Genomic DNA, 21395 nt, shown 5'->3' with positions numbered 1-21395 from the left:
TTTACTTTATAAGGGCTACCCAAAAATGGGTGGATTAAAAACGGGGGCTTTGAGGCGACGCCATGGATAAAAGTAAACTTCGTACCTTCCGCAGCAAAATTCTTTCCCATATTGCGCTGCCTTTAATTCTTATCATGACGGCCGTTTACGGCATTAATGCTTGGTTTAATTATCTTTCTGCCGAGCGAAAGCTATACGATTCCTTAGCCCAGGAGTCGAATCATTCCGCCTATCGCCTACAGTTGTTACTCGAACATGCGCAGGCCAATACGCAAGGTGTTGCCGATTTTATTGGGTTTATCTCCAATAAGGAGGGCATTAATGATAGTGAGAAAATCAAACGGGTACTCACTAATCGCATTGAACGCAATCCCGATTTTTATGGCTCAGCCGTTGCGTTTAAACCTTATACCTTCCCCGATAAAAAACTCTTTTCCCCCTATGTTTACCGCGATGGCAACAACTTCCATTACCTAGATATTGGCGCCGAGGGTTATGACTATACCGATGGCTCTTGGGATTGGTGGTCAAAAGCCATTAATCAACCCGGAGGCTATTGGTCTAAGGCTTATTTTGATGAGGGCGCAGGAAACACTTTGATGGTGACTTATTCGGTGCCTTTTGGCCCTGAAAATGATTACTTTGGGGTGGCGACCGTCGATTTGGCGCTCGATAAATTGCCTGAACAACTTGGTGTGCAGCCAAGCCAATTAGTGGTACTCGATGATCAAGGGCGGCTGATCTTCCACAGCGATAAAGAGAAAGTGCTCGCCGTGACCTCCGCCGAATGGCTCGATAGAAATACCCGTCGAAACAGTGACTTTTGGACATTATTAGACAAGGGGCTAAACGGACAAGCGCGCTTTATCGATGATAAGAGCACAGTGTATCTCGCCAGTGTTGCCTCAGTGGCTAAGCTCAAATGGCGCGTTATTGTCATGGTGCCCGAACATCAGCTGTTTGCAACGCTGCTGGATGATGTGGCATCCGTAGTGCTCAACCTCAGTTTATTAACCCTATTGTTATTACTCACTTGCTACATCGCCGCTAAACGTTTGACTCGGCCGCTTGAGGCGCTGGAGTCGGGCATTTTGGCCTTCGGTCAGGGTAAAGCCCAGCAATTAGCGATCCCCAAAGGCGCGGTGAGTGAGATAGTTACCTTAAGCAGCACCTTTAACCAGATGGCGGAACTCCTCGCCGAGCGTGAGCAGGCGATTTTAGATTCCCGCGGTAACCGTTTCGCGCGGCTGATCGATGGCATGAGTGATAAGTCCTTCTATTGCTCGCTCGACCCTTCAGGGCAGTTGGCGCAGGTGAGTGAGGGGGTCACTAAGGTCTTGGGCATGTCACCTGAGCTGCTCAAGCGTAAGTATCAAAGACTGTTTACCGCCAATCCATTAAATGAAAAAAATTGGGAATACACAGATTTAGCCCTGAAGGGGGAGAACGTTCCTTCCCATCAAGTCGAGCTGCTCGACGCGAGTGGCCACCCACGTATGCTCGACCTCTTTATGCAGCCCTTGGTTTCGGATACGGGCGAACTGATGTCGGTGGAGATGTTATTCACCGATGTGACCGAACAGTTCTCCGCTGCTACTTGGTCTAATGCCGTACTCGAAGCGGCGCCAGAGGCGATGCTGATCGTCGATCAGATGGGCTCGATTGTGTTCACTAATACTCGCTGCCAAATTCTCTTTGGTTACGATGCCAACAGCATGTTGGGGCTACAGGTGGAGTCACTCTTGCCTGAAGCCATGCGTAGCAACCATGCCCGCGACCGCCTGCAATTTTTGCGTGAAGGCCGCGATCGCCCGATGGGCAATGCGCGCCATGTTAGGGCGCTTAAAGCCGATGGCGGGGAGTTTGTCGCCGAAATCGCCTTAAGTATTTTACCTGCCGATCATGAAGGTCGAAGACAAGTAGCGGCATCGATTCGGGATATGACCCAGAAGCTAGCCGTAGAGCAAAAAATTCGTGACAGTGAACTAAGGTTCCGCGGCCTAGTGACCAATATCCCTGGCGCCGTCTATCGTACGCGCATCGGCGATGTCTGGGTGATGGAATATGTCAGTGACAACATTGCCGATATTACGGGTTTTGCGGCGAGCCAGTTTATTGAAAACCGTTAACGCACCTTTGCCTCGCTGATCTTGGAAGAAGATCGTGAGCTATGCCATCAACATATCGACAGGGCGCTGGCGCAGCAAGAAACCTTTGAGGTGGAATACCGCATCCGCCATCGTGACGGCAGCATTCGCTGGGTGCATGAAAAGGGCAAGGCGAGTTATACCGAAGAAGGATTCCCACTGTGGTTTGACGGCAGTATTGACGATATCACCGAGAGTAAACTGGCCATGGTTGAGCTTGAGGCATCGCGCCTGCAACTCACCAATATCACCGAATCTATCCCTTGTACTGTGTATCAGTTGCGCTGGGTTTCTCCTGCGGATCGCACCTTTACTTTCCTCTCCGGCGCGGCATTTCATATGCTGGGCTTACACCGCGAAGATTTACTGAAAGACTTTAATATCATTGCCGAGCGGATATTTGATGAGGAACGCCCCGAGGTGGTGCGTGCCTTAGCGGGTAAGAGTGAGGACAAGTTGCAATGGGTGCGAGAGTTCCGTTATCGCCATCCTAACGGCAGTATTCGCTGGATGGAGGCGGGAGCGAGCGGTCACTACAACGATGATGGCGCCATTATTTGGAATGGCTACGTGATGGATATTACCGAGCGTAAAGCCATTGAAGAAGAGTTGGCAGTTAGCGAGGCGCACTTTAAGGCGCTATTTGATGGCTCGACCATTGGCATTGTGAACGTCGATGCCAAAGGCGTGATCCTCGACTGTAACGACCAATATTGCGAAGACATGGGCCAGACCCGTGAGTCACTCTGCGGTGTGCCTATTTTCGATGTCTTAAGCCTGCAGGATAAAGAAACCGCTAAGGCTCAGTTTAGAGAATTGGCCGAAGGTAAAGTCGACCACTATCGCGGTGAACGTAGCTTTATTCGCCCCAATGGTGAGCCACTGTGGATGACGGTCAATGTGTCGGCACTGTTTGATAGCCAGAAGCAGTTCGAATCGGCCGTGGTCAGTATGGTCGATATGACAGAGTTGAAACTCTTATCTGACGAGCTGTTAGTGGCGAAAGAGGAAGCGGATGCAGCGAGTAAGGCTAAGGGGGATTTCCTCGCGAATATGTCCCATGAAATCCGCACGCCGATGAATGCCATTATCGGTATGTCGCAACTTTGTTTGCAGACAGCGCTGGATAAGAAGCAGAAGAACTATGTGGAGAAAATTGAGCGCGCCTCAAAATCCTTACTCTCCATCATTAATGACATCCTCGACTTCTCTAAAATTGAAGCCGGCAAGTTAGACATCGAATCTGTGCCCTTCCAGCTCGATACTATGCTCGAAGATCTCAGCGATATGTTCTCCGAGAAGGCTGCCCATAAACAGCTTGAACTGCTGTTTGCGGTGGCGCCCAATGTGCCTAGGCACTTGTTCGGTGATTCGCTGCGCCTAGGGCAAGTGCTGATCAACTTGATGAACAACGCGATTAAGTTTACCGAGCGCGGTGAAGTCTTGTTATCGCTCAACTTAGTTGAGCAGCAAAATGACGATGTGGTGCTGCGCTTTAGTGTGCGCGACAGCGGTATTGGTTTAACCGCAGATCAGCAGGCCAAACTGTTTAAATCCTTTAGTCAGGCCGACACCTCTACAACGCGCAAGTACGGCGGTACGGGCTTAGGGTTGGCGATTTGTAAACAGCTCGTCGAACTGATGGGCGGCACCATTGGGGTTGAAAGTCAGTTCGGCCACGGCAGTACCTTCTATTTTACCGTTAAGTTGCAGATTTCCAGCGGTCAAAAGCTAACGGTCGCCCAAGAGCTTGAAGGCATGCCGATTCTGGTTGCCGATGACAATGCCACCGCCCGCGACATTATGCGCACAACCTTAGAAAGCATGGGCTTTAGGGTGGATACTGTGCGCTCCGGCGAAGAGGCTGTGACCCGCTGTATTCAGCAGGAATATGCCGTTGCCTTAATCGACTGGAAGATGCCGAACCTCGATGGCATAGAAACGGCTAAACAAATCAAGCAACAGGCGAAGAAGGCACCGCGGGTCTTGATGGTGTCGGCCCATGCAAACCAAGATTTCTTAAGCCAAATTGAAGAACTTGGCTTGGCCGGATATATCAGTAAACCCATCAGTGCATCTAGGTTACTCGACGGCATTATGAACTCCCTCGGCCGGGCTGGGGTTCTCCCCGTGAGACGCCAGAGCGAGAGCATCGAGCCTAAGCTGTTATTGCCACTTAAGGGCAAGCGTATTCTCTTGGTTGAAGACAATGAGATGAACCTTGAGGTGGCCACCGAGTTTTTAGAGCAGGTGGGGATTATCTTATCCATTGCCACTAACGGCCAGATTGCGCTCGATAAGCTGGAGCAGCAGAGCTTCGATCTGGTGTTGATGGACTGCCAAATGCCAGTGATGGACGGTTATCAGGCCACGCAGGCACTCAGAAAGCGGCCCGAACTCACCGAGCTGCCTGTGGTCGCGATGACGGCGAATGCGATGGCTGGCGATAAGGAAATGTGTTTAAGAGCGGGGATGAACGACCATATCGCTAAGCCGATTGAGGTCAACCTGCTTTACCAAACCCTATTGAAATATTTAGGTGGCAGCGGGTCGCTGGCTGATAACACTGAGCCGAGTCAACTAGTTGATATTCCGGTTAAACCTATCAACTTAGATTCTGAATCAGTGGTGAAATGGCCCGAGCATCCTGAGTTGGATATCGATAGGGGCTTACAATTAGTTCAAAACTCTACCCGTTTGTATCAAAGGATCTTCGATCGTTTCGTTACCAGTCAGCGTAATGTGGTGGATCTCATCAATAAAGCGCTCGCCAATGACAAACGTGACGATGCTGTGCGGATGGCGCATACCTTGAAGGGGCTCGCGGGCAACTTAAGCTCCAGCAAGCTGGTGGAGTTAGCTCGCCAACTAGAGTTGCACTTAAGTGAGAAGAGCGAATACCAAACTGAGTTAGACCAAATCCAAGCGCTAGTGGCGTCGATTTGTGATGCCATTGAGCGGGTCAAGCCGCAGTTTGAGGAGTCGACCACATCGACGAGCGAACAACTCTCGCCAGAGGCGCTAGTCACCGCCTTAAAACAGCTGCGACAAAGCCTAGAGGATGCTGACTCAGATGCGGTGGCGCAAATCGATGCGTTAAAACCTCAGGTCAGTAGCAAGTTATGGCTGCAGCTCAGCCCAGCCCTGACTATGATTAATCAGTATCAGTTTGATGAAGCGGTGGATTTGATTGATGAAGTGCTTGCGGAATTAACCTAAAAACCGGTCAAGAGAGTGCGGTATTGGCCATTGATAAGCCACAGGATAAGGTGAAAGTGTTGATGGATAAGGCAACAATATTGGTCGTCGATGATACACCGGAAAATATCGATATTTTAGTGGGCATACTCGGTGAGGATTATAAGGTCAAGGTGGCGATTGATGGACCAAGAGCGCTCGCCCTTGTCGCCAAAACCCTGCCGGATTTGATTTTACTCGACGTAATGATGCCCGGCATGAACGGCTATGAAGTCTGTAAGCTGCTTAAGCAGGAGCCTTTAACTTGCCATATTCCGGTGATTTTTGTGACCGCCTTGTCTGAGGTGGCCGACGAGACTCAAGGGTTTGAACTCGGCGCCGTCGATTACATCACTAAGCCTGTGAGTGCTCCCGTGGTAAAAGCACGGGTGCGAACCCATCTGGCGCTGTACGATCAAAAACGCCTGCTAGAGCAACAAGTCAAAGAGCGCACCCAAGAGTTAGAAGAAACTCGTTTCGAAATTATCCGCCGTTTAGGCCGCGCCGCCGAATACAAAGACAACGAAACGGGCCTACACGTTGTGCGTATGAGCCACTATGCACGGATGCTGGCCGTTAAACTGGGCTTGCCTAGCACCTTCTGCGAGCTGTTGTATAACGCGGCGCCCATGCATGACATAGGGAAAATCGGCACGCCCGATGCGGTGCTGAAAAAGCCCGGTAAGCTTGATGCCGATGAATGGGAAATCATGCAGCAACATGCTGCCATTGGTGCCGAGATCATTGGCGAACATGGCGATCCACTGCTGCAAATGGCGCGGCGCATCGCCTTAACCCACCATGAGAAATGGGACGGTTCGGGTTATCCTAATGGTTTGTCGGGAGAAAATATTCCGATTGAAGGCCGGATTGTGGCGATTGCGGACGTTTTCGATGCCCTGACTTCGCGCCGTCCTTATAAGGAGCCTTGGACAATCGAAGCCACGGTCGAATTACTCGAAAGCCAAGCGGGTAAACACTTTGACCCTAAGCTGGTGGAAGAATTTAAGCAAATTCTGCCTGAGGTGGTGGCGATTCGAGACACTTACATCGAACATTAAACAAAAAGGCGCCTAGGGCGCCTTTTTCAATACGACTCGCTTAGAAGCGAGATACTAAGCTTCTTCAAGCGAGTAGGGTAATGCTTGAATGCGTAAGCTGGATTGCTCATCGTCGGCAAAGCGCAGCTTGGCATCGTTCGCGGTATCGTTTGCCAGCACAGCGGTGAGCAGTACTTGATTGCCACGCTGTACGAACTCAATAATTTGTCCGCCCTTGCGATAGCCATCTTCCAATTCGATCTCGAGAGTACTTTCCAAATTGATGTCTGAGGAAGTCGTGCCGTGGAGAATATAGAGCGCGCGCTTGTTACCGCCACGGTATTTCATCCGAGCCACAGTTTCTTGGCCCATGTAGCAGCCTTTGTTAAAGCTGATGCCGTTGATAGCCTGTAGGTTACACATCTGCGGCACATATTGATTAGCATGGCTTGGCGCTAGGTTAGGGTAGCCAGCAGCAATTTCTAAGGCTTGCCAAGCGCTGGCATCAAACACTGTGTGCTCGCCCACTAAGGTAGTTGCCGCCTCTGGCTGCAGCACCAGAATAAAACGATCCGCGTCCTTTAAAATGGCGCCATGTTCGACCAGAGTCAGTTCTTCAGTCAGCTCACCAAAGTGTTGGGTCACAAATTGTGTTGCCTGTTCGCCTGCAACGCCGAGTAATGTCCACTCCGCCGTCGCATTGGTCAGGGTTGCCTTGCTAAATACGGCATATTTTTGCAGTTGCGGCAGATCGACCTCGATAGTCTCCCTTGGCAGCAGCATCAACAGCGCCTCTTGGATAGCAAAGGTGCGGAAGCTGGCGATCATCTTACCCTTAGGATCGCAATGTGCGCCCCAGCGCCATTGGTTGGCTTCGAGTGAGCTAATGTCCGTGGTCACTTGGCCATGGATAAAACTGCGCCCCTGTTCACCGACTACTTTGATGAGGCCGAGGTGGGATAGGTTGGCGAGCATAAGTGGAGGCATGGAGGCGTCCAGATCCCAAGTGGGTGTCGAAACTGCAATAGTCATAGCGGAGATCCTGAAAATGAAGACGATGCAAGAGGCTAGATTGTAGCGGAATTAAGCGGCGCTCAAAAGCATAAGGCGCACATATCTTGAATGAAATGTGCGCCTTATAAATTCACTCAAGCTGAGTGCTTAAAGCATTAGAACAATACGCGGGTGCGCAGTGTACCTTCAATGGCCTTAAGTTCAACCAGTGCCTCTTCGGCTTGGTGAGTATCTACTTCCATCACCACATAACCGATTTCTGCAGTGGTTTGCAGGTACTGAGCGGCAATGTTGATGCCCTTTTCAGAGAAGGCTTTGTTGATTTTGATCAGCACGCCAGGACGGTTTTGGTGAATGTGCAGTAAGCGCGAAATGCCTTTGTGCATTGGCAGCGACACTTCAGGGAAGTTAACCGCAGATACGGTCGAACCGTTGTCAGAGTATTTGGCTAACTTACCGGCAACTTCGATACCGATGTTTTCCTGGGCTTCAGCAGTGCTGCCACCCACGTGCGGAGTCAGCAGTACGTTATCTAAACCACGCAATGGGCTGATAAATTCATCATCATTCGATTGGGGCTCGACGGGGAATACGTCGATGGCCGCGCCCGCAAGATGACGCTCTTTAAGGGCGACCGTCAGGGCATCGATATCGACCACAGTACCGCGCGAGGCGTTGATAAAGATGCAGCCTTTACGCATGGCGGCAAATTCGGCGGTGCTGATCATGTCTTTGGTTTGCGCCGTTTCAGGAACGTGCAAACTGATCACGTCGGACTGTGCCAGTAATTGTTCCATCGAATGGATTTGCTGGGCATTGCCTAATGGCAGTTTGTCTTCGATATCGAAAAACACCACGCGCATGCCTAAGGTTTCAGCCAAGATCCCGAGCTGTGTACCGATATGGCCATAACCTATCACACCTAAGGTTTTGCCACGGACTTCGTAACTGCCTGCGGCCGTCTTCATCCAGCCACCACGGTGAGCGATAGCATTACGTTCAGGAATGCCGCGCATCAGCATGATGATTTCGCCTAATACCAGTTCAGCCACGCTGCGGGTATTAGAGAATGGTGCGTTAAATACTGGGATACCGAGCAATTCGGCGGTCGCCAGATCCACTTGGTTAGTACCGATACAGAAACAACCAATCGCAATCAGTTTTTCGGCACGCTTCAATACTTCAGCCGTTAATTGGGTACGGGAACGAATACCAACAAAGTGAGCATCTTTGATGGACTCGAGCAGGGCTTCATCACCTAAGGAGGCTTTGTGATACTCGATATTGGTGTATCCAGCACGTTCAAATACATCGACCGCAGATTGGTGGACGCCTTCCAACAACAGGATCTTGATCTTATCCTTGTCCAGCGAATGTTTCGCCATGATATGGGTACCCTCTAATTAATTGAAATAGTTCTGTGTGATATGCTGACAACCTTGGCCTTCCAAAGTAGCACTTTTTTTGCTCACTGTGGAGGGCTAGATGGCTAAAGTTAATATTCTAGAATTAGAACAATATCGCATAAGAGGAAGGAACATTGAATAACAAAATCATTTGGTGCGGTATTTACCTCTCAGTTTTAATATGGTCGGCGATAAAACCCGCAGATCCATTCACTTGGTGGCTCGAAGCCCTGCCAGCATTAGTGGCCGTGCCCTTGCTCTTTTTTACCCGCAAGCGTTTTCCGCTGACGCCCTTAGTGTATTTTTTGGTGCTAGTGCATTGCTGTGTGTTGTTTGTTGGCGCGCACTATACCTATGCCGAAGTGCCACTGTTCGATACGATTGCCCAGTGGATGGGGACCGAGCGTAACAACTACGACAAGGTGGGGCATTTCGCTCAAGGTTTTATTCCGGCCATGTTAGCCCGTGAGATTATGTTACGTAATCAAGCCGTTAAACCTGGAGCCTGGTGTGCTTTTCTCGTCACCTGCTTTGTGTTGGCCTTCAGCGCCTTCTACGAACTGATTGAATGGTGGGTGGCCGCCGCGACGGGCGAAGGCGCTGAGGCCTTCTTAGGTACTCAAGGCTATGTGTGGGATACCCAATCGGATATGTTTTTAGCCTTGATAGGGGCCATTGTCGCACTAATCAGTTTGTCCCGTGTGCAGGATAAGCAAATCGCAAAACTTATCGGCCAAGCTTAGGCTCAAACACTTACCGAAAAATCCCCTCTAAGGCTTCTTTAGAGGGGATTTTTTATGCCTCAAACTGTCATCTTTTTCTGTTAATTTTTTGTATCAACTTTCGATTGAGAGCTTTATAGACTAAGGTGTAACCTGATTGTTCCGTCGATAAGCTTCAGGATTAATCACTGTTTAGTGATAAAGCCTTGGTCTGTTAGTCGAACTTACTATAAAAAAAGAGTGATTATTTAGTACATTCGGGTGATGGCATTCATGCGGTAACTAGTCAAAATGGGCTATGTTAATTAATTGTATTTTTGTGCATTTGCACGCTTAAGTTCAACATTAGACTAATAAAGACGAAATACTTTTCAGGGAGAAGAGTAAATTGAGTACTATCAATGAGTTAGTTTTTCTGCATCAAGTGGCAGCGCCTTGCCATTTGGCGATACTTGCAGAATCTATCGGATTAAAAACACGGATTGTTAAACAGGCTTCTGAGTTAAATTTAGATAAAGGGCAGCGCAGTTTCTGTTTAATCGCCCAAAAGGGCGCGGCCTTAGACAATAAAGGGATCCCACTCTTAGCGTCACGTCTTGTGCCACATGTTCCCGTCGCTTTGTATCAAGTCGAGCGTAATTCCTTAGACCAAGAGTCAGCCATGCTGCTGGGGATCCGCGGTCTGTTATTTGCTGATCAGCGGATGGATTTGATGCTAACGGGGCTGCGTAAAATGGTGGCCGATGAGCTTTGGTACGATAGAACCTTGCTCAGTAAGATGTTTCGCCGGGTGGTGCAAAAGTTGGATGGGCAAAATGAGATGCCCGCCGATACCGTAGCCATGTTGCAAGCGCTTACTTCCAGAGAGCGAACCATTATTCAGTTCGTCTCCAGCGGGGCGCGCAATAAGGAAATTGCCCATCGCCTCTGTATCAGTGAGCACACTGTGAAAGCGCATATTTCCTCTATTTTCCGTAAGACACAGTCCCGCAATCGCGTCGAGCTATTACGTTGGGCGCAAACTTATCAAACCCATTTTGAGTTTTGCAGTTAAGCCTTAAGCTCGCTAAGGTGAGGTGAGGTGAGGTGTGAGTGAGCTGGGATGGTGATTTACATCGGCAAGATTCGACGAGCGGCAACTCACTTTTGCACTTTATACACAAATAAAAACGGGAACATAATTCATGTTCCCGTTTTTATTGGGCCGTCTACAGTAGACGGCTATCGATAAAGATTAATACTGAACAACAGTTGCAACGTTCATATCACCGCTTTGATTAACGCTGATGCTGTTGCTATTGCCAGCTTGTGAACCCAGCACTAAGTTGTCATTACCAGTTTGGGTAATCATTAGGCTGTTGTTATCACCACGTACGCCAAATGAGCTTGAAGCGAATGAAGTGCCGCTATCGCCACCTACCCAGTTACCGTTACCCGCTTGAGTGATTTGAGCTGAGTTTTCATCACCTTCGATGATTAAATCGATAAGGTTCAGATCACCACGGTGTTGCAGTGCAGTCACATCGGCGTTGTTGTTACCTGTTACGCTAATGATGGTTTCGTTTTGTCCGCCATCTTGCTCAACATCCACTTCGTTGTCGTTACCAACGGCATCCACATAGGCGAAGTTCACATCACCTTCTTGGCTGATTTCGATGCTGTTGTCTTCACCTGTTGCGAAGGCAACCAGCTCGTTGTTATCACCCTTAGAAGATAAGTCGAAGTCGTTGTCAGTACCGTAAGCGCCAAAGGTTGCGAAGTTAGCGTCACCACGTTGTTTTAAGTCAACGTCGTTGCTATCGCCCCATACTTGGAACTCTGCACCGTTGCTGTTGCCACGTTGCTTGATAGTGATATCGTTGTCGTTACCTTGAATGTCGGCCACTAAAGTATCGCCTACAGTGTTGCGGTCGCCGTCTTGAGCGATATCAATGCTGTTGTCATCACCCGTGGTCATTGAAAGGTAAGCAGTGTTGTTGCTGCCTTCTTGTTTCATGGTGATATCGTTCTCACTACCCGCTAAGGCGTAAACGAAGCCAGTGTGGCTATCACCCTTTTGATAGATATCGATGCTGTTGTCGTTACCCGCGATGCCTTTAGCCGCACCAAAGTTGTTGTTACCAATCTGTTCAACCGATACGTCGTTGTTATTACCCATGTTTGCGGTCAGGTCGAGTGCGATTAAACCCGCTTGGTTGTTGTTACCGTATTGCTTGATGTCGCCATCGTTATTATCGCCTTGTACGCGGAATACGGCGAAGTTGGCATCACCTTCTTGTTCTACGAAGGCGCTGTTTTCGTTGCCAGTGATTTCAACGTAGCTTTCGTTCACTTCACCTAATTGGTTCACAGAAACCAGGTTGTCGCTACCAGTGATGTCGTTGCTGCTTTGGTTGAAGAAACCATCCTGTGCCACTTCAGCGACGTTGTTATTGCCAGTGACGTTAACTGACGCAACATGCCAATCAGTTTGTTGAGTCACTGTGACTTCGTTGGCATCACCCGTTGAGTTAACTTGCGCTTCATGCCACACACCGTCTTGTAATACGGTGGCAACTTGGTCGTTACCCGTTTGGGTCACTGCTGCAGCGTTAATCACTCCTGTTTGCGCGACTAAGGTGTCTTGACCTTGGCCAGTTTGCTCGACGTTGATGTCGTTAACGAGACTGGCCGCAAATGCTTGGCCACTTAAGCCAGTTGCAATAGCTAGAGCAATGAGTGATTTTTTCGCTTGTGATTTCATGTGGACTCTCCCTGTTTAATATTGAGTTATTGAGATTGCAGCACCGTCTGCAATCTGCTGGATCGAAAAATTGCCGCTTCCTAGTTGGTTCAACTGCACCAAATTGTCATTGCCAATCTGGGTAATTGAAGCCGTGTTTTGAGTGCCGACTTGCAGTAGTTGGACTTCATTGTTGGAACCAATCTGTGTCACGAGGGAAACGTTATCGTTACCCGCTTGTGTCACATAGGCGCTGTTATCGCTGCCCGACTGGATCACTATCGCTTGGTTTGCCGTACCTTGCTGCACTAGGTCGATAAGGTTATCGCGCCCAGAACGCTCAATGAGCGCCTGCAGGGTGATAGGCAGTTCACTGACATCCGCCGCTTGGCTGGGCGTCAGACAACTACATAACAAGATGAGCAGTACCAAAAAGCGTGTGTATAGACTTGGCACAAGTGACTCCTTGTATGTATAGGTGTTTTGGCCGAGGTGAAAACACTCCAACCAATTCAGGCATCAAGGTACGAGTCATAGGGCCGAGAGACAATTGGCCGAAAGGGTATTTATTTGTTGGGTGTAATAGCCTGCTTGGTAGGATTAACTTTTGTTAATCCTATGATAAATCAGTTTATTGTCTATTTATGCGCCGTATGCCTTCCCTTTTAACCTACCGAGTCGGTCTAGTAGTTAAGTCGTATTTCGCTGTGGGCGGCTTTTTTAAGTTGAAACATTATGGCAACAATTTACCGGCAAACATGCTGGATGTTCGTTGCTATTATCCAATCAATTTTGAGCGGAGGCTGCGTAATAGCGGTTCCAGAATTTCAACGTAAAGGACTATAGGAAGCTCAATATGTCGATAAAACTCTCACCACTGGCGTTAGCAATTGCAGGAGCGATGACATTGTCAGCCGTGCCTGCTATGGCAAAAGATGCCCCTGCTTATGAAAAAGATGCCATTCTCGTGGTGTATAAAGACAATGCGACGAAAGCGGAGCGCTCGGCGGCTCAGCGTTTAATTCGTGGCACCTTAACCGATGCCAATGCGGACGGTGTCGATGATAAGTTCCAGCATTTACTCAATGGCAAACTGGCACGTTTAGCCCTGCGCAAAGGCGCCAATATTGAGGATGCGATTAAGGTGATTAGCCGTCATCCGGCGGTGAAATATGCCGAACCTAACTACATTCTCAAGGTGATAGGCACACCAGATGATCCAAGCTTTGCTAGCCTGTGGGGCATGCATAACACGGGACAAAACGGTGGCACCGCCGATGCGGATATCGATGCGCCAGAGGCCTGGGAAATCACCACCGGCAGCTCGGATGTGGTGATTGGGGTGATTGACACTGGGGTGGATTACAATCATCCCGATTTACAGGCCAATATGTGGGTGAATGGTGGCGAGATCCCTGGTAACGGTATCGACGATGACGGCAACGGCGTGATCGACGATGTTCACGGTTACAGCGCGGTCAATAATAACGGTAATCCTATGGACGGTAACGGCCACGGTACCCATGTTTCCGGCACGATTGGCGCTAAAGGCAATAACGGTGTGGGTGTCGTAGGGGTGAACTGGGATGTTAAAATCGCCGCCTGTCAGTTCCTCGATGCCGATGGTTATGGTTCTACCGCAGGCGCGATTGCCTGTTTAGATTACTTTACCGATCTTAAGGTTAACCATGGCGTGGATATCAAAGCCACCAACAACTCTTGGGGCGGCGGCAGCTTTAGCCAAGCCTTAAAAGATGCGATTGAAGCGGGTGGTGAAGCAGGCATTTTATTCGTTGCAGCAGCGGGTAACGATGCGGTGGACAATGATGCCAGCCCACATTATCCCTCAAGCTACGACTCGGATGTGGTGTTGTCAATTGCCAGTACCGACCGTAATGACCGTATGTCAGATTTCTCCCAGTGGGGCTTAACCAGCGTCGATATGGGCGCACCTGGTACTGCAATTCTCTCGACAGTACCAGGTGGTGGTTATGCCAGTTATTCTGGTACCTCAATGGCGACACCCCATGTGACAGGTGCGGCGGCACTGGTGTGGTCGTTAAATCCCGATCTCTCGCCTGTAGAAATGAAAACCTTACTGATGGCATCGGGCGATGCGAATGCGGACCTCACCGGTAAAACCGTAGCAGGGACTCGCCTCAATGTGGCAAATGCCTTAGAGCAGGCAAACCCATCCCCTAGCTATAAGTTTACCGTATCGCCAGCATCGCAATCGGTCGAAGCGGGTAACACGGCTAGTTATAACTTTACTGTTGGCAGTGTGGCAGGGTGGGAAGGTGATGTGGCGCTTAGCGTAGCCGTATCTCCGGCGCTTGAAGGCGTATCCTTATCAACCTCAACAGTTGCAGCTGGTGGTTCATTTACCTTAGATGTAGCGACAACGGCGCAAACAGCTTGGGGTGATTACAGCATTACAGTAACAGGTACCGATGGCACCATTGAAAAGTCTAAAGTCGTTTCACTGAATGTGTTCCCACAGGGATTAAACGACTTTAGCTATGGCAATGAAAACGCTGTTGCTATCCCAGATAACAACGCTAATGGCGTGGTGAGCACTATCGACGTTGCCGACGATGTACAGATTTTTGGTGTGACCGCCGATGTGAATATCAGCCACACTTGGATTGGTGATTTACGTGTTGTGTTAACCTCTCCAGCGGGCACCGAAGTGGTTCTGCATAACCGTGAGGGCGGCAGCGCCGACAACATCGTTAAGAGCTGGGACTTAAGCGCGTTTGACGGTGAAAATGCCCGTGGTACTTGGTCATTATCTGTTGACGACAATGCGGGCGCGGATACGGGCACCCTGAATAACTGGGGCTTAGTGATCAGCGGCTTAGGTGAAGCCTCTCCCGCGGCACCTGTAGCAGGTTTCGAGTATGCGGTTGAAGGCTTAAGCGTTGCTTTTACTAACACCAGTACCGATGCAAACGATGATATCGTGAGCTATAGCTGGGACTTTGGTGATGACACTAACTCTAGCGAAATGAACCCAAGCCATGTGTTTGCTGCCGCTGGCACCTACAGAGTGTCGCTTACCGTGACTGACGCCATGGAGCATAGCAACACTGTGACTATGGAAGTGCAAGTGTATGAACATAGTATCAGTGCCACTGTCACTCGTGCGCTAGTCTCACGCCGTGGCAGTGCTATGGTCGATCTAACATGGGATAGCGCCTTAGGTGAAAGCGTCGCCCTGTACCGTGATGGCGAGTTAGTGGCCACGACTGAAAACGATGGTAACTACCGCGATCGCTTTACAACGACGGCATCGAGTGTGACGTACCAAGTGTGTGAAACCTCGGGCTCACTCTGTTCTGCGGCGGTTGTCGCGCAGTTCTAATGAAGTCATAAAATAATAAGGCGACCCTAGGGTCGCCTTTTTTGTTCTCTAAATTCGAAAGCTAAGGTTTTTATTTCACTTCCTCTGGCTCAGTTTCGGCGGAAATTTGTGTTTTCCGGTCGGATAACTGCTGTATCGCCTGAGTGTTATTCGAGGTTAAGCCATTAAAATGATCGTTAATTTTATTGAGTTGGCTGATGTATTCAGGATCATCTTTTTCTTTATGTTGCCAGTAACGTTGGCGTTCTAATTTTTGCAACTCGCTGGTTCTTAGGATTTCGAAATAGCTGTTTTCCTGCTTTAGGCGGTACAGCTCGGCATCGAGCAATTGCAGCAGTTTTTCCTTAGAAATCGTTTGGCTATTGAGCAAGGCTTGCAGAGGGTCGACAGGCGTCTCTCGTTTGTCTGAATCGGTTTCTGTGGTGATGCCAAGCTGATACTCAATCTTATGTTGGCTATAATCCTGCGGGCAGGCGGTTTGGCTAAAGACGACCTTATCGTCCTTGCGACATTTATAGACGGTATTTGCAAGTGCAGTCGTAGGGAGTAGCACGCAAATAAGAGTCACTATGAGTCTTGCCATTCGACGACAGATCCTTTGTGTACGCAATAATGAATAACGTTACTGTATTGGTGCAATGCCAGATTGTGATTGGCGCTTGCGTCCTTGTTAAACTCTAGCAGTTATCAGATTAAGAGGCTGGAATACTTGTTACTCATAGTTAACAACCGTGAATACTATGGCGTAACTTGAAGAATAAAACCAGTTTTTTGACGATGGAATTTTTTTGACGCTCAATAGATTGAGGCGAGTTTACACAGAGCTGCACAAACAAAAAAGGAGCCTAAGCTCCTTTTTCTTGCGCTAAAACGCTTAGCGGTCGAAGCGCAGGTTATCGATAAGACGCGCCTTACCTAAGTAAGCGGCGGCCAAAATCACCAGTGCTTGGTCCGTAGTTTCCGCATTGGCCAGGGTAGTGGCATGGCGAACTTCTAAATAATCTGGGGTAAAGCCTGCGGCGATAAGGCTCGCTTTGGCTTCCGCGGTGACTTGTTCGATGCTCACGCCTTGCTTAATGCCTTGTGCCATGGCATCGATAGCTTTTTTCAGCGCCGGCGCCGCGGCTTTTTCTTCCGCCGTCAGGTAGCCATTGCGTGAACTCATGGCTAAGCCTGAGGCTTCACGAATGGTATCCACACCGATAATTTCAATCGGCAGTGACAAGTCTTCAACCATAGTGCGGATCACTAAGAGTTGTTGATAATCCTTGTTGCCAAAGAATGCCACATCGGGCTGCACTATGTTGAACAGCTTGCAGACGACAGTCGCAACGCCACGGAAATGACCGGGACGACTGGCACCGCAGAGCACATCGGAAATTCCCGGTACTTCAACATAGGTTTGCTGCGCCAAGCCTTTAGGATAAATAACCGCAGGCGTTGGGGTAAATAGCAGCTCGGCGCCCGCGGCCGTCAGCGCTTGGCTGTCGGCCTCTAAGGTGCGCGGGTAGGCATCGAGATCTTCGTTCTGCCCAAACTGCATGGGATTCACGAAGATTGAGACGACCACATGGTCGCATTTCTTCGCCGCTTCTTTCACTAAGGTGATGTGTCCCTGATGGAGATTGCCCATGGTAGGCACAAAGGCGACGGTCTCGCCTTTGGCACGCCATGCTCGCACTTGAGTACGAATATCATCGATATGGGCGCTAGTGATCATTAACTCTTACCTTGCTAAAACTTGAAATAGTCGTCTGTGTGCTTAGCACTATTTAGCTCAATGAGTGCTAGCACGCTTAGTTAAACGTGTGGTCAGCACTTGGGAAGGTGCCATTGGCCACTTCTTCAATATAAGCGCGTACCGCCGAGCGGATTTCACCCGTTTGCTTAAGGTAGTTCTTTGAAAAACGTGGGATATAGCCACTCGAAATACCGAGCACGTCGTGCATTACTAGGATCTGGCCATCTGTCGTGGCGCCAGCGCCGATGCCGATAACAGGGATAGTTAATGCTTGAGTGATGGCGGTGGCAAGTGATGCCGGAATACATTCAACTACTAACAGCTGCGCACCAGCGGCTTCTAAGGCCTTGGCTTCATCGAGAATGCGCTGGGCATTTTCAGCATCGCGGCCTTGTACTTTAAAGCCACCAAAAACGTGTACCGATTGCGGGGTGAGGCCCAAGTGGGCGCAGACAGGAATACCGCGCTCGGTCAGTTTAGTCACGGTTTCGAGTAACCAGTGACCGCCTTCCAGCTTGACCATATTGGCACCCGCCTGCATGAGTGCAGTGGCGTTTTCCATGGCTTGTTCTGGCGTGGCATAACTCATAAATGGCATGTCGGCGATCAGCAGTGAGCGCTCGATACCGCGACGCACACAACGAGTGTGATAGGCGATTTCGGCTGTCGTGACGGGCAGGGTATCATCGTGGCCTTGCAGAACCATTCCCAAAGAATCGCCGACCAGTAGCACATCGATGCCTTCGCCGTCGAACGCACTGGCAAAGCTGGCATCATAGGCTGTCAGAGCGGTGAATTTTCTACCTTCCTGTTTGTATTTCAACAGGGTTGAGCTAGTAACTTTAGACATATGGGTGATCTTCAAACCAAATAGAAGTGGTGTTATAAGCTAACTGGGGGCTGACTTCAATGATCATTGCCCAGTAGTTGTAACTCGGCCAAGAATTTTTCACTGATAAGGCTGCGTAGCGGTGTTTTACAAGGTAACACCAGATCCGGTGCTATGGCCGCCAAGGGCACTAGCACAAAACTACGCTCCTTCATGCCGTAGTGTGGCACTTTGAGTCTGGGCTCATCGATAATGGCATCGCCATATAAGAGTAAGTCGAGATCTAAGGTTCTAGGGCCCCAACGTTCTTTACGAACACGGCCCTGAGTGTTTTCAATCTCTTGCAGTGCATCTAACAGGGCAATGGGCGCCAGAGAGGTTTCAAAGCTGGCAACGGCATTGATATAGTCGGGTTGCACTACGTCCCCCATGGGGGCGGAACCGTAGTAGGGCGATACCTTGAGACTCTGATGTTCAGCCAAGGTGGACAAGGCCGCAACGGCATTGTCCAACTGGGTTTTAGGATCTTCAAGATTAGCCCCGAGGGCGACAAAAACCTGAGTCATTATTCGGCGGCTTTGGCTTTCGCAGCACTCGGGCGACGACGACGGCGCTGTGGTGAATTGCGGTTACGGTTGCCCGCCGCTTTGTTACCACTGCGGGCGATGTTCAAACGCTCGGTTTCATCCGCTTCAACAAACTGTTGCCACCAAGCGGCACTTTTGGCGACATTGCCACCTTCGACTTCGCCGCGCAGTAACAGCAAGTCGTAGGCCGCTCTAAATTTAGGGTGCTCTAGCAGTTTAAAGGCGCGAGTGCCTTGGCTGCGATCGAAGCGTAATTGCAATTGCCAGATGTCTTTGGCAGGTGTACTAAAACGGCGCGGAATGCTGATGGTTTGGCATTGCTGCTCAATCACATCACCCATGGCGGCAAAAAACGCATCGTATAAAGTCAGGCCGCTCTCGACCGCGATATCTTCGGCGCGTTGGCGTAGTGGATACCAGAGGATCGCCGCATAGAAGAAGGACGGGGTAACAGGCTTATCTTCGTTCACGCGCGCATCCGTGCTCTTCATGATGGCTTGCACCATCTTCATCGCAGGGCCTTTAGGCGCATCTTTTAATTGGGCGTCGACTTGCGGGAAGAGCGGCGCGAACAGCTTATATTCCTGCATCATCTCAAAGTTGGCCATGGCTTTGCCGGCGAAGAAAAGTTTGAGCACTTCTTCATACATGCGGGCGGCTGGAATGTCCTTGAGCAGTGGCGCTAACTGTTTGATAGGTTTAGCGGTCACTTCTTCAATCGCCATGCTGAGCTTAGTGGCAAAACGCACTGCTCTGAGCATACGCACCGGATCTTCACGGTAACGGGTTTCGGGATCGCCAATCAGCCTTAAGGTGCCGGCTTTAAGATCTTCCATACCGCCGCCATAGCTGCGGATAGAGTAGTCGCTGATATCGTAGTAAAGGGCGTTGACGGTAAAATCGCGGCGCTCTGCGTCTTCATCGATTTCGCCATACACGTTATCCCTGAGCAAACGCCCTTCGGCATTGGCTTTAGAAATCTTTTCATTGCTGTCGCCGTGGTGGCCACGGAAGGTGGCAACTTCAATCACATCGCGGCCAAACACAATATGGGCGAGACGGAAGCGGCGTCCGACTACGCGGCAATTGCGAAACAGCTTTTTAATTTCTTCCGGCGTCGCATTAGTAACAACGTCGAAGTCTTTCGGTTCGAGTCCGAGGAGTAAATCCCGTACGCCCCCACCGACTAAATAGGCCTGAAAACCTGATTTATTCAATCGGTATAATACTTTAAGTGCGTTTTCGCTGATCTGCTTACGGGAAATCGAATGCGCATCCCGAGGCACGAGCGACAAGCTTAAGCCGCCTGAAGTGAGTTCTGGCGTTTGGGGTTCAATCTGAGCTGGAGTCGGAGCGGTCGTTTTAGGCGCGTCTTCAAATAGCTGCTTGCAGAATTGGCTGATACGGCGAAAAATGGGACACCTCGGAATGTATCTGTTATGTGATTAAAAATCTGGCGGCTATGATATACCAATTGCGCACCGATGGGTATATCGCGATTTTTGAGCCATGCCACGACTTAGCACAGCTAAAACGATGCTTTTTGGTCGCAACTCGCCCCGCGGGGATTAAGGCGCTATCAAGATTTCCCGCTGCTTCGGAATGGCCGACAGTTGAAACTGCGCCACCGCTTGGGCCAGCATTTGTGGCGCTGTTGTTGGCTCCACTGGCGCTTGGCCTAAAAAGGCGAGGGCGGCATTAAGACTCGCCTGCGGATGTTGTTTATCGATAGCCTGCGCATGGTTTTGTTTTGAAAGTTTAAATCCTGGCATCAAACAGGCTAAGGGTAAGTGCAACCACTGCGGCGCGCTTAGGCCAAAGGTTTGATACAGGCTTAATTGGCGGCAACTGGCTTCGATTAAATCGTAACCGCGTACCACTTCGGTAATGCCTTGATAGGCGTCATCCAGCACTACAGCGAGTTGATAGGCATACAGGCCATCGCTGCGTTTGATAATAAAATCTTCGGCGGCAAAGGCATGGTCCACTACGACTTTTCCCATCAGATTATCGCTAAATTCGGCTACTTGTTGTCGATTTACAATGCGAATTGCGCCCGATTGATGCGGCGTGGCTAACTGATGACAGCGACCATCGTAAATCCCGCCCATGGCTTGGATCTGTTTGCGACTACACTGGCAAAAGTAGGCGTTATCTTCGGCGAGTAACTCGTCGAGCTTGGCTTGATAGGCCTCGGTGTGTGCACTCTGGTACAGCACAGTGTCATCCCATTCGAAACCGTAGGCCTCTAAGGTTCGTAAAATATCATCGGCTGCGCCCGCAACTTCCCGCGGTGGATCAATATCTTCAACGCGAATTAACCACTTTCCCCCCAATGAGCGTGCCCGCAGATAACTGCCAAGGGCGGCGATCAGTGAGCCAAAGTGCAGCGCGCCCGAGGGCGAAGGGGCAAAACGGCCAACATAGGGATGTAAAGCGGAAGTGTTGGAAGAGTGAGTCGCCATCATAGGAATGTGCAGGAATAACCAGTCAAAGTGGCTGTATTTTAGGGGGATACGAACAAAAAAGCGAAGTGAAACGAAAGATGTTCATGCAAGACGCACAAACAAGTAGGCGGGGAAATCC

16 protein-coding genes are annotated in these 21395 nt (G+C 49.8%); 6 read left to right on the top strand and 10 right to left on the bottom strand.

Features of this window, described 5'->3' with window-relative positions:
* Window positions 1–62: 62 nt before the first annotated feature.
* The 3 genes from M0415_RS21535 (at window position 63) to M0415_RS13535 (ending at window position 6445) form a co-directional block, all read left to right on the top strand.
* A complete protein-coding gene (locus tag M0415_RS21535) occupies window positions 63–2129 on the top strand; it encodes a PDC sensor domain-containing protein (protein ID WP_425383184.1) in 2067 nt (688 codons plus the stop codon).
* A gap of 21 nt (window positions 2130–2150) precedes the next feature.
* Window positions 2151–5366, top strand: a complete 3216-nt coding sequence (locus M0415_RS21530) for a response regulator (RefSeq protein ID WP_502957159.1) — start codon at window positions 2151–2153, stop codon at window positions 5364–5366.
* Window positions 5367–5428: 62 nt separating this feature from the next.
* Window positions 5429–6445 (top strand): response regulator, encoded by a 1017-nt coding sequence (locus tag M0415_RS13535; protein ID WP_011718212.1) that lies wholly within the window; start codon window positions 5429–5431, stop codon window positions 6443–6445.
* Between the two features lie 54 nt (window positions 6446–6499).
* On the opposite strand, the gene ygfZ is transcribed toward M0415_RS13535, so the two are convergent.
* Both ygfZ and serA read right to left on the bottom strand, forming a co-directional pair.
* Complete coding sequence (gene ygfZ, locus M0415_RS13530; protein WP_249556173.1) at window positions 6500–7456, bottom strand: tRNA-modifying protein YgfZ; 957 nt, start codon at window positions 7454–7456, stop codon at window positions 6500–6502.
* Between the two features lie 137 nt (window positions 7457–7593).
* Window positions 7594–8823 carry a phosphoglycerate dehydrogenase gene (gene serA, locus M0415_RS13525; protein WP_249556172.1) on the bottom strand — a complete coding sequence of 410 codons (1230 nt, stop codon included), beginning with the start codon at window positions 8821–8823 and terminating at the stop codon, window positions 7594–7596.
* 155 nt (window positions 8824–8978) lie between these two features.
* Here serA and M0415_RS13520 point away from each other — a divergent pair, with 155 nt between their 5' ends.
* Both M0415_RS13520 and M0415_RS13515 read left to right on the top strand, forming a co-directional pair.
* A complete protein-coding gene (locus M0415_RS13520; protein ID WP_011718209.1) occupies window positions 8979–9587 on the top strand; it encodes a DUF2238 domain-containing protein in 609 nt (202 codons plus the stop codon).
* A gap of 367 nt (window positions 9588–9954) precedes the next feature.
* Window positions 9955–10620 carry a helix-turn-helix transcriptional regulator gene (locus tag M0415_RS13515; protein ID WP_011718208.1) on the top strand — a complete coding sequence of 222 codons (666 nt, stop codon included), beginning with the start codon at window positions 9955–9957 and terminating at the stop codon, window positions 10618–10620.
* Between the two features lie 180 nt (window positions 10621–10800).
* Here the strand turns inward: M0415_RS13515 and M0415_RS13510 are convergent, their stop codons facing one another.
* On the bottom strand, window positions 10801–12309 hold the full coding sequence (locus tag M0415_RS13510) for a curlin (RefSeq protein WP_086903784.1): 1509 nt from the start codon (window positions 12307–12309) through the stop codon (window positions 10801–10803).
* Between the two features lie 15 nt (window positions 12310–12324).
* A complete protein-coding gene (locus M0415_RS13505) occupies window positions 12325–12744 on the bottom strand; it encodes a curlin (protein ID WP_086903783.1) in 420 nt (139 codons plus the stop codon).
* Window positions 12745–13144: 400 nt separating this feature from the next.
* Here M0415_RS13505 and M0415_RS13500 point away from each other — a divergent pair, with 400 nt between their 5' ends.
* A complete protein-coding gene (locus tag M0415_RS13500) occupies window positions 13145–15652 on the top strand; it encodes a S8 family serine peptidase (RefSeq protein WP_086903782.1) in 2508 nt (835 codons plus the stop codon).
* A gap of 70 nt (window positions 15653–15722) precedes the next feature.
* Here the strand turns inward: M0415_RS13500 and M0415_RS13495 are convergent, their stop codons facing one another.
* The 6 genes from M0415_RS13495 to gluQRS form a co-directional block, all read right to left on the bottom strand.
* Window positions 15723–16235 (bottom strand): DUF4124 domain-containing protein, encoded by a 513-nt coding sequence (locus tag M0415_RS13495; protein ID WP_086903781.1) that lies wholly within the window; start codon window positions 16233–16235, stop codon window positions 15723–15725.
* Between the two features lie 291 nt (window positions 16236–16526).
* Window positions 16527–17372, bottom strand: coding sequence for a pantoate--beta-alanine ligase (gene panC / locus M0415_RS13490; RefSeq protein WP_086903780.1), 846 nt, complete (start codon window positions 17370–17372; stop codon window positions 16527–16529).
* Between the two features lie 76 nt (window positions 17373–17448).
* A complete protein-coding gene (gene panB / locus M0415_RS13485; protein WP_086903779.1) occupies window positions 17449–18243 on the bottom strand; it encodes a 3-methyl-2-oxobutanoate hydroxymethyltransferase in 795 nt (264 codons plus the stop codon).
* A 56-nt stretch (window positions 18244–18299) separates the two neighbouring features.
* Complete coding sequence (gene folK, locus M0415_RS13480; RefSeq protein ID WP_086903778.1) at window positions 18300–18788, bottom strand: 2-amino-4-hydroxy-6-hydroxymethyldihydropteridine diphosphokinase; 489 nt, start codon at window positions 18786–18788, stop codon at window positions 18300–18302.
* Window positions 18788–20095 carry a polynucleotide adenylyltransferase PcnB gene (locus M0415_RS13475; RefSeq protein ID WP_011718200.1) on the bottom strand — a complete coding sequence of 436 codons (1308 nt, stop codon included), beginning with the start codon at window positions 20093–20095 and terminating at the stop codon, window positions 18788–18790. The genes folK and M0415_RS13475 overlap by 1 nt, the downstream gene beginning before the upstream one ends.
* Before the next feature lie 282 nt (window positions 20096–20377).
* Window positions 20378–21274, bottom strand: coding sequence for a tRNA glutamyl-Q(34) synthetase GluQRS (gene gluQRS / locus M0415_RS13470; protein WP_086903791.1), 897 nt, complete (start codon window positions 21272–21274; stop codon window positions 20378–20380).
* Window positions 21275–21395 lie beyond the last annotated feature (121 nt).

Source organism: Shewanella sp. 10B (genome assembly GCF_023475885.1).
Lineage (GTDB): Bacteria > Pseudomonadota > Gammaproteobacteria > Enterobacterales > Shewanellaceae > Shewanella > Shewanella mangrovisoli.
Note: the sequence above shows the minus strand (reverse complement) of the source record. Positions and strands in the feature narration are given on the sequence as shown.

Coding starts and splice junctions, on each gene's coding strand:
- panB (WP_086903779.1), bottom strand. CDS start 18,243: ATGTCTAAAGTTACTAGCTCAACCCTGTTGAAATACAAACAGGAAGGT.
- M0415_RS13535 (WP_011718212.1), top strand. CDS start 5,429: ATGGATAAGGCAACAATATTGGTCGTCGATGATACACCGGAAAATATC.
- M0415_RS13500 (WP_086903782.1), top strand. CDS start 13,145: ATGTCGATAAAACTCTCACCACTGGCGTTAGCAATTGCAGGAGCGATG.
- serA (WP_249556172.1), bottom strand. CDS start 8,823: ATGGCGAAACATTCGCTGGACAAGGATAAGATCAAGATCCTGTTGTTG.
- panC (WP_086903780.1), bottom strand. CDS start 17,372: ATGATCACTAGCGCCCATATCGATGATATTCGTACTCAAGTGCGAGCA.
- M0415_RS21535 (WP_425383184.1), top strand. CDS start 63: ATGGATAAAAGTAAACTTCGTACCTTCCGCAGCAAAATTCTTTCCCAT.
- M0415_RS13495 (WP_086903781.1), bottom strand. CDS start 16,235: ATGGCAAGACTCATAGTGACTCTTATTTGCGTGCTACTCCCTACGACT.
- ygfZ (WP_249556173.1), bottom strand. CDS start 7,456: ATGACTATTGCAGTTTCGACACCCACTTGGGATCTGGACGCCTCCATG.
- folK (WP_086903778.1), bottom strand. CDS start 18,788: ATGACTCAGGTTTTTGTCGCCCTCGGGGCTAATCTTGAAGATCCTAAA.
- gluQRS (WP_086903791.1), bottom strand. CDS start 21,274: ATGGCGACTCACTCTTCCAACACTTCCGCTTTACATCCCTATGTTGGC.
- M0415_RS13510 (WP_086903784.1), bottom strand. CDS start 12,309: ATGAAATCACAAGCGAAAAAATCACTCATTGCTCTAGCTATTGCAACT.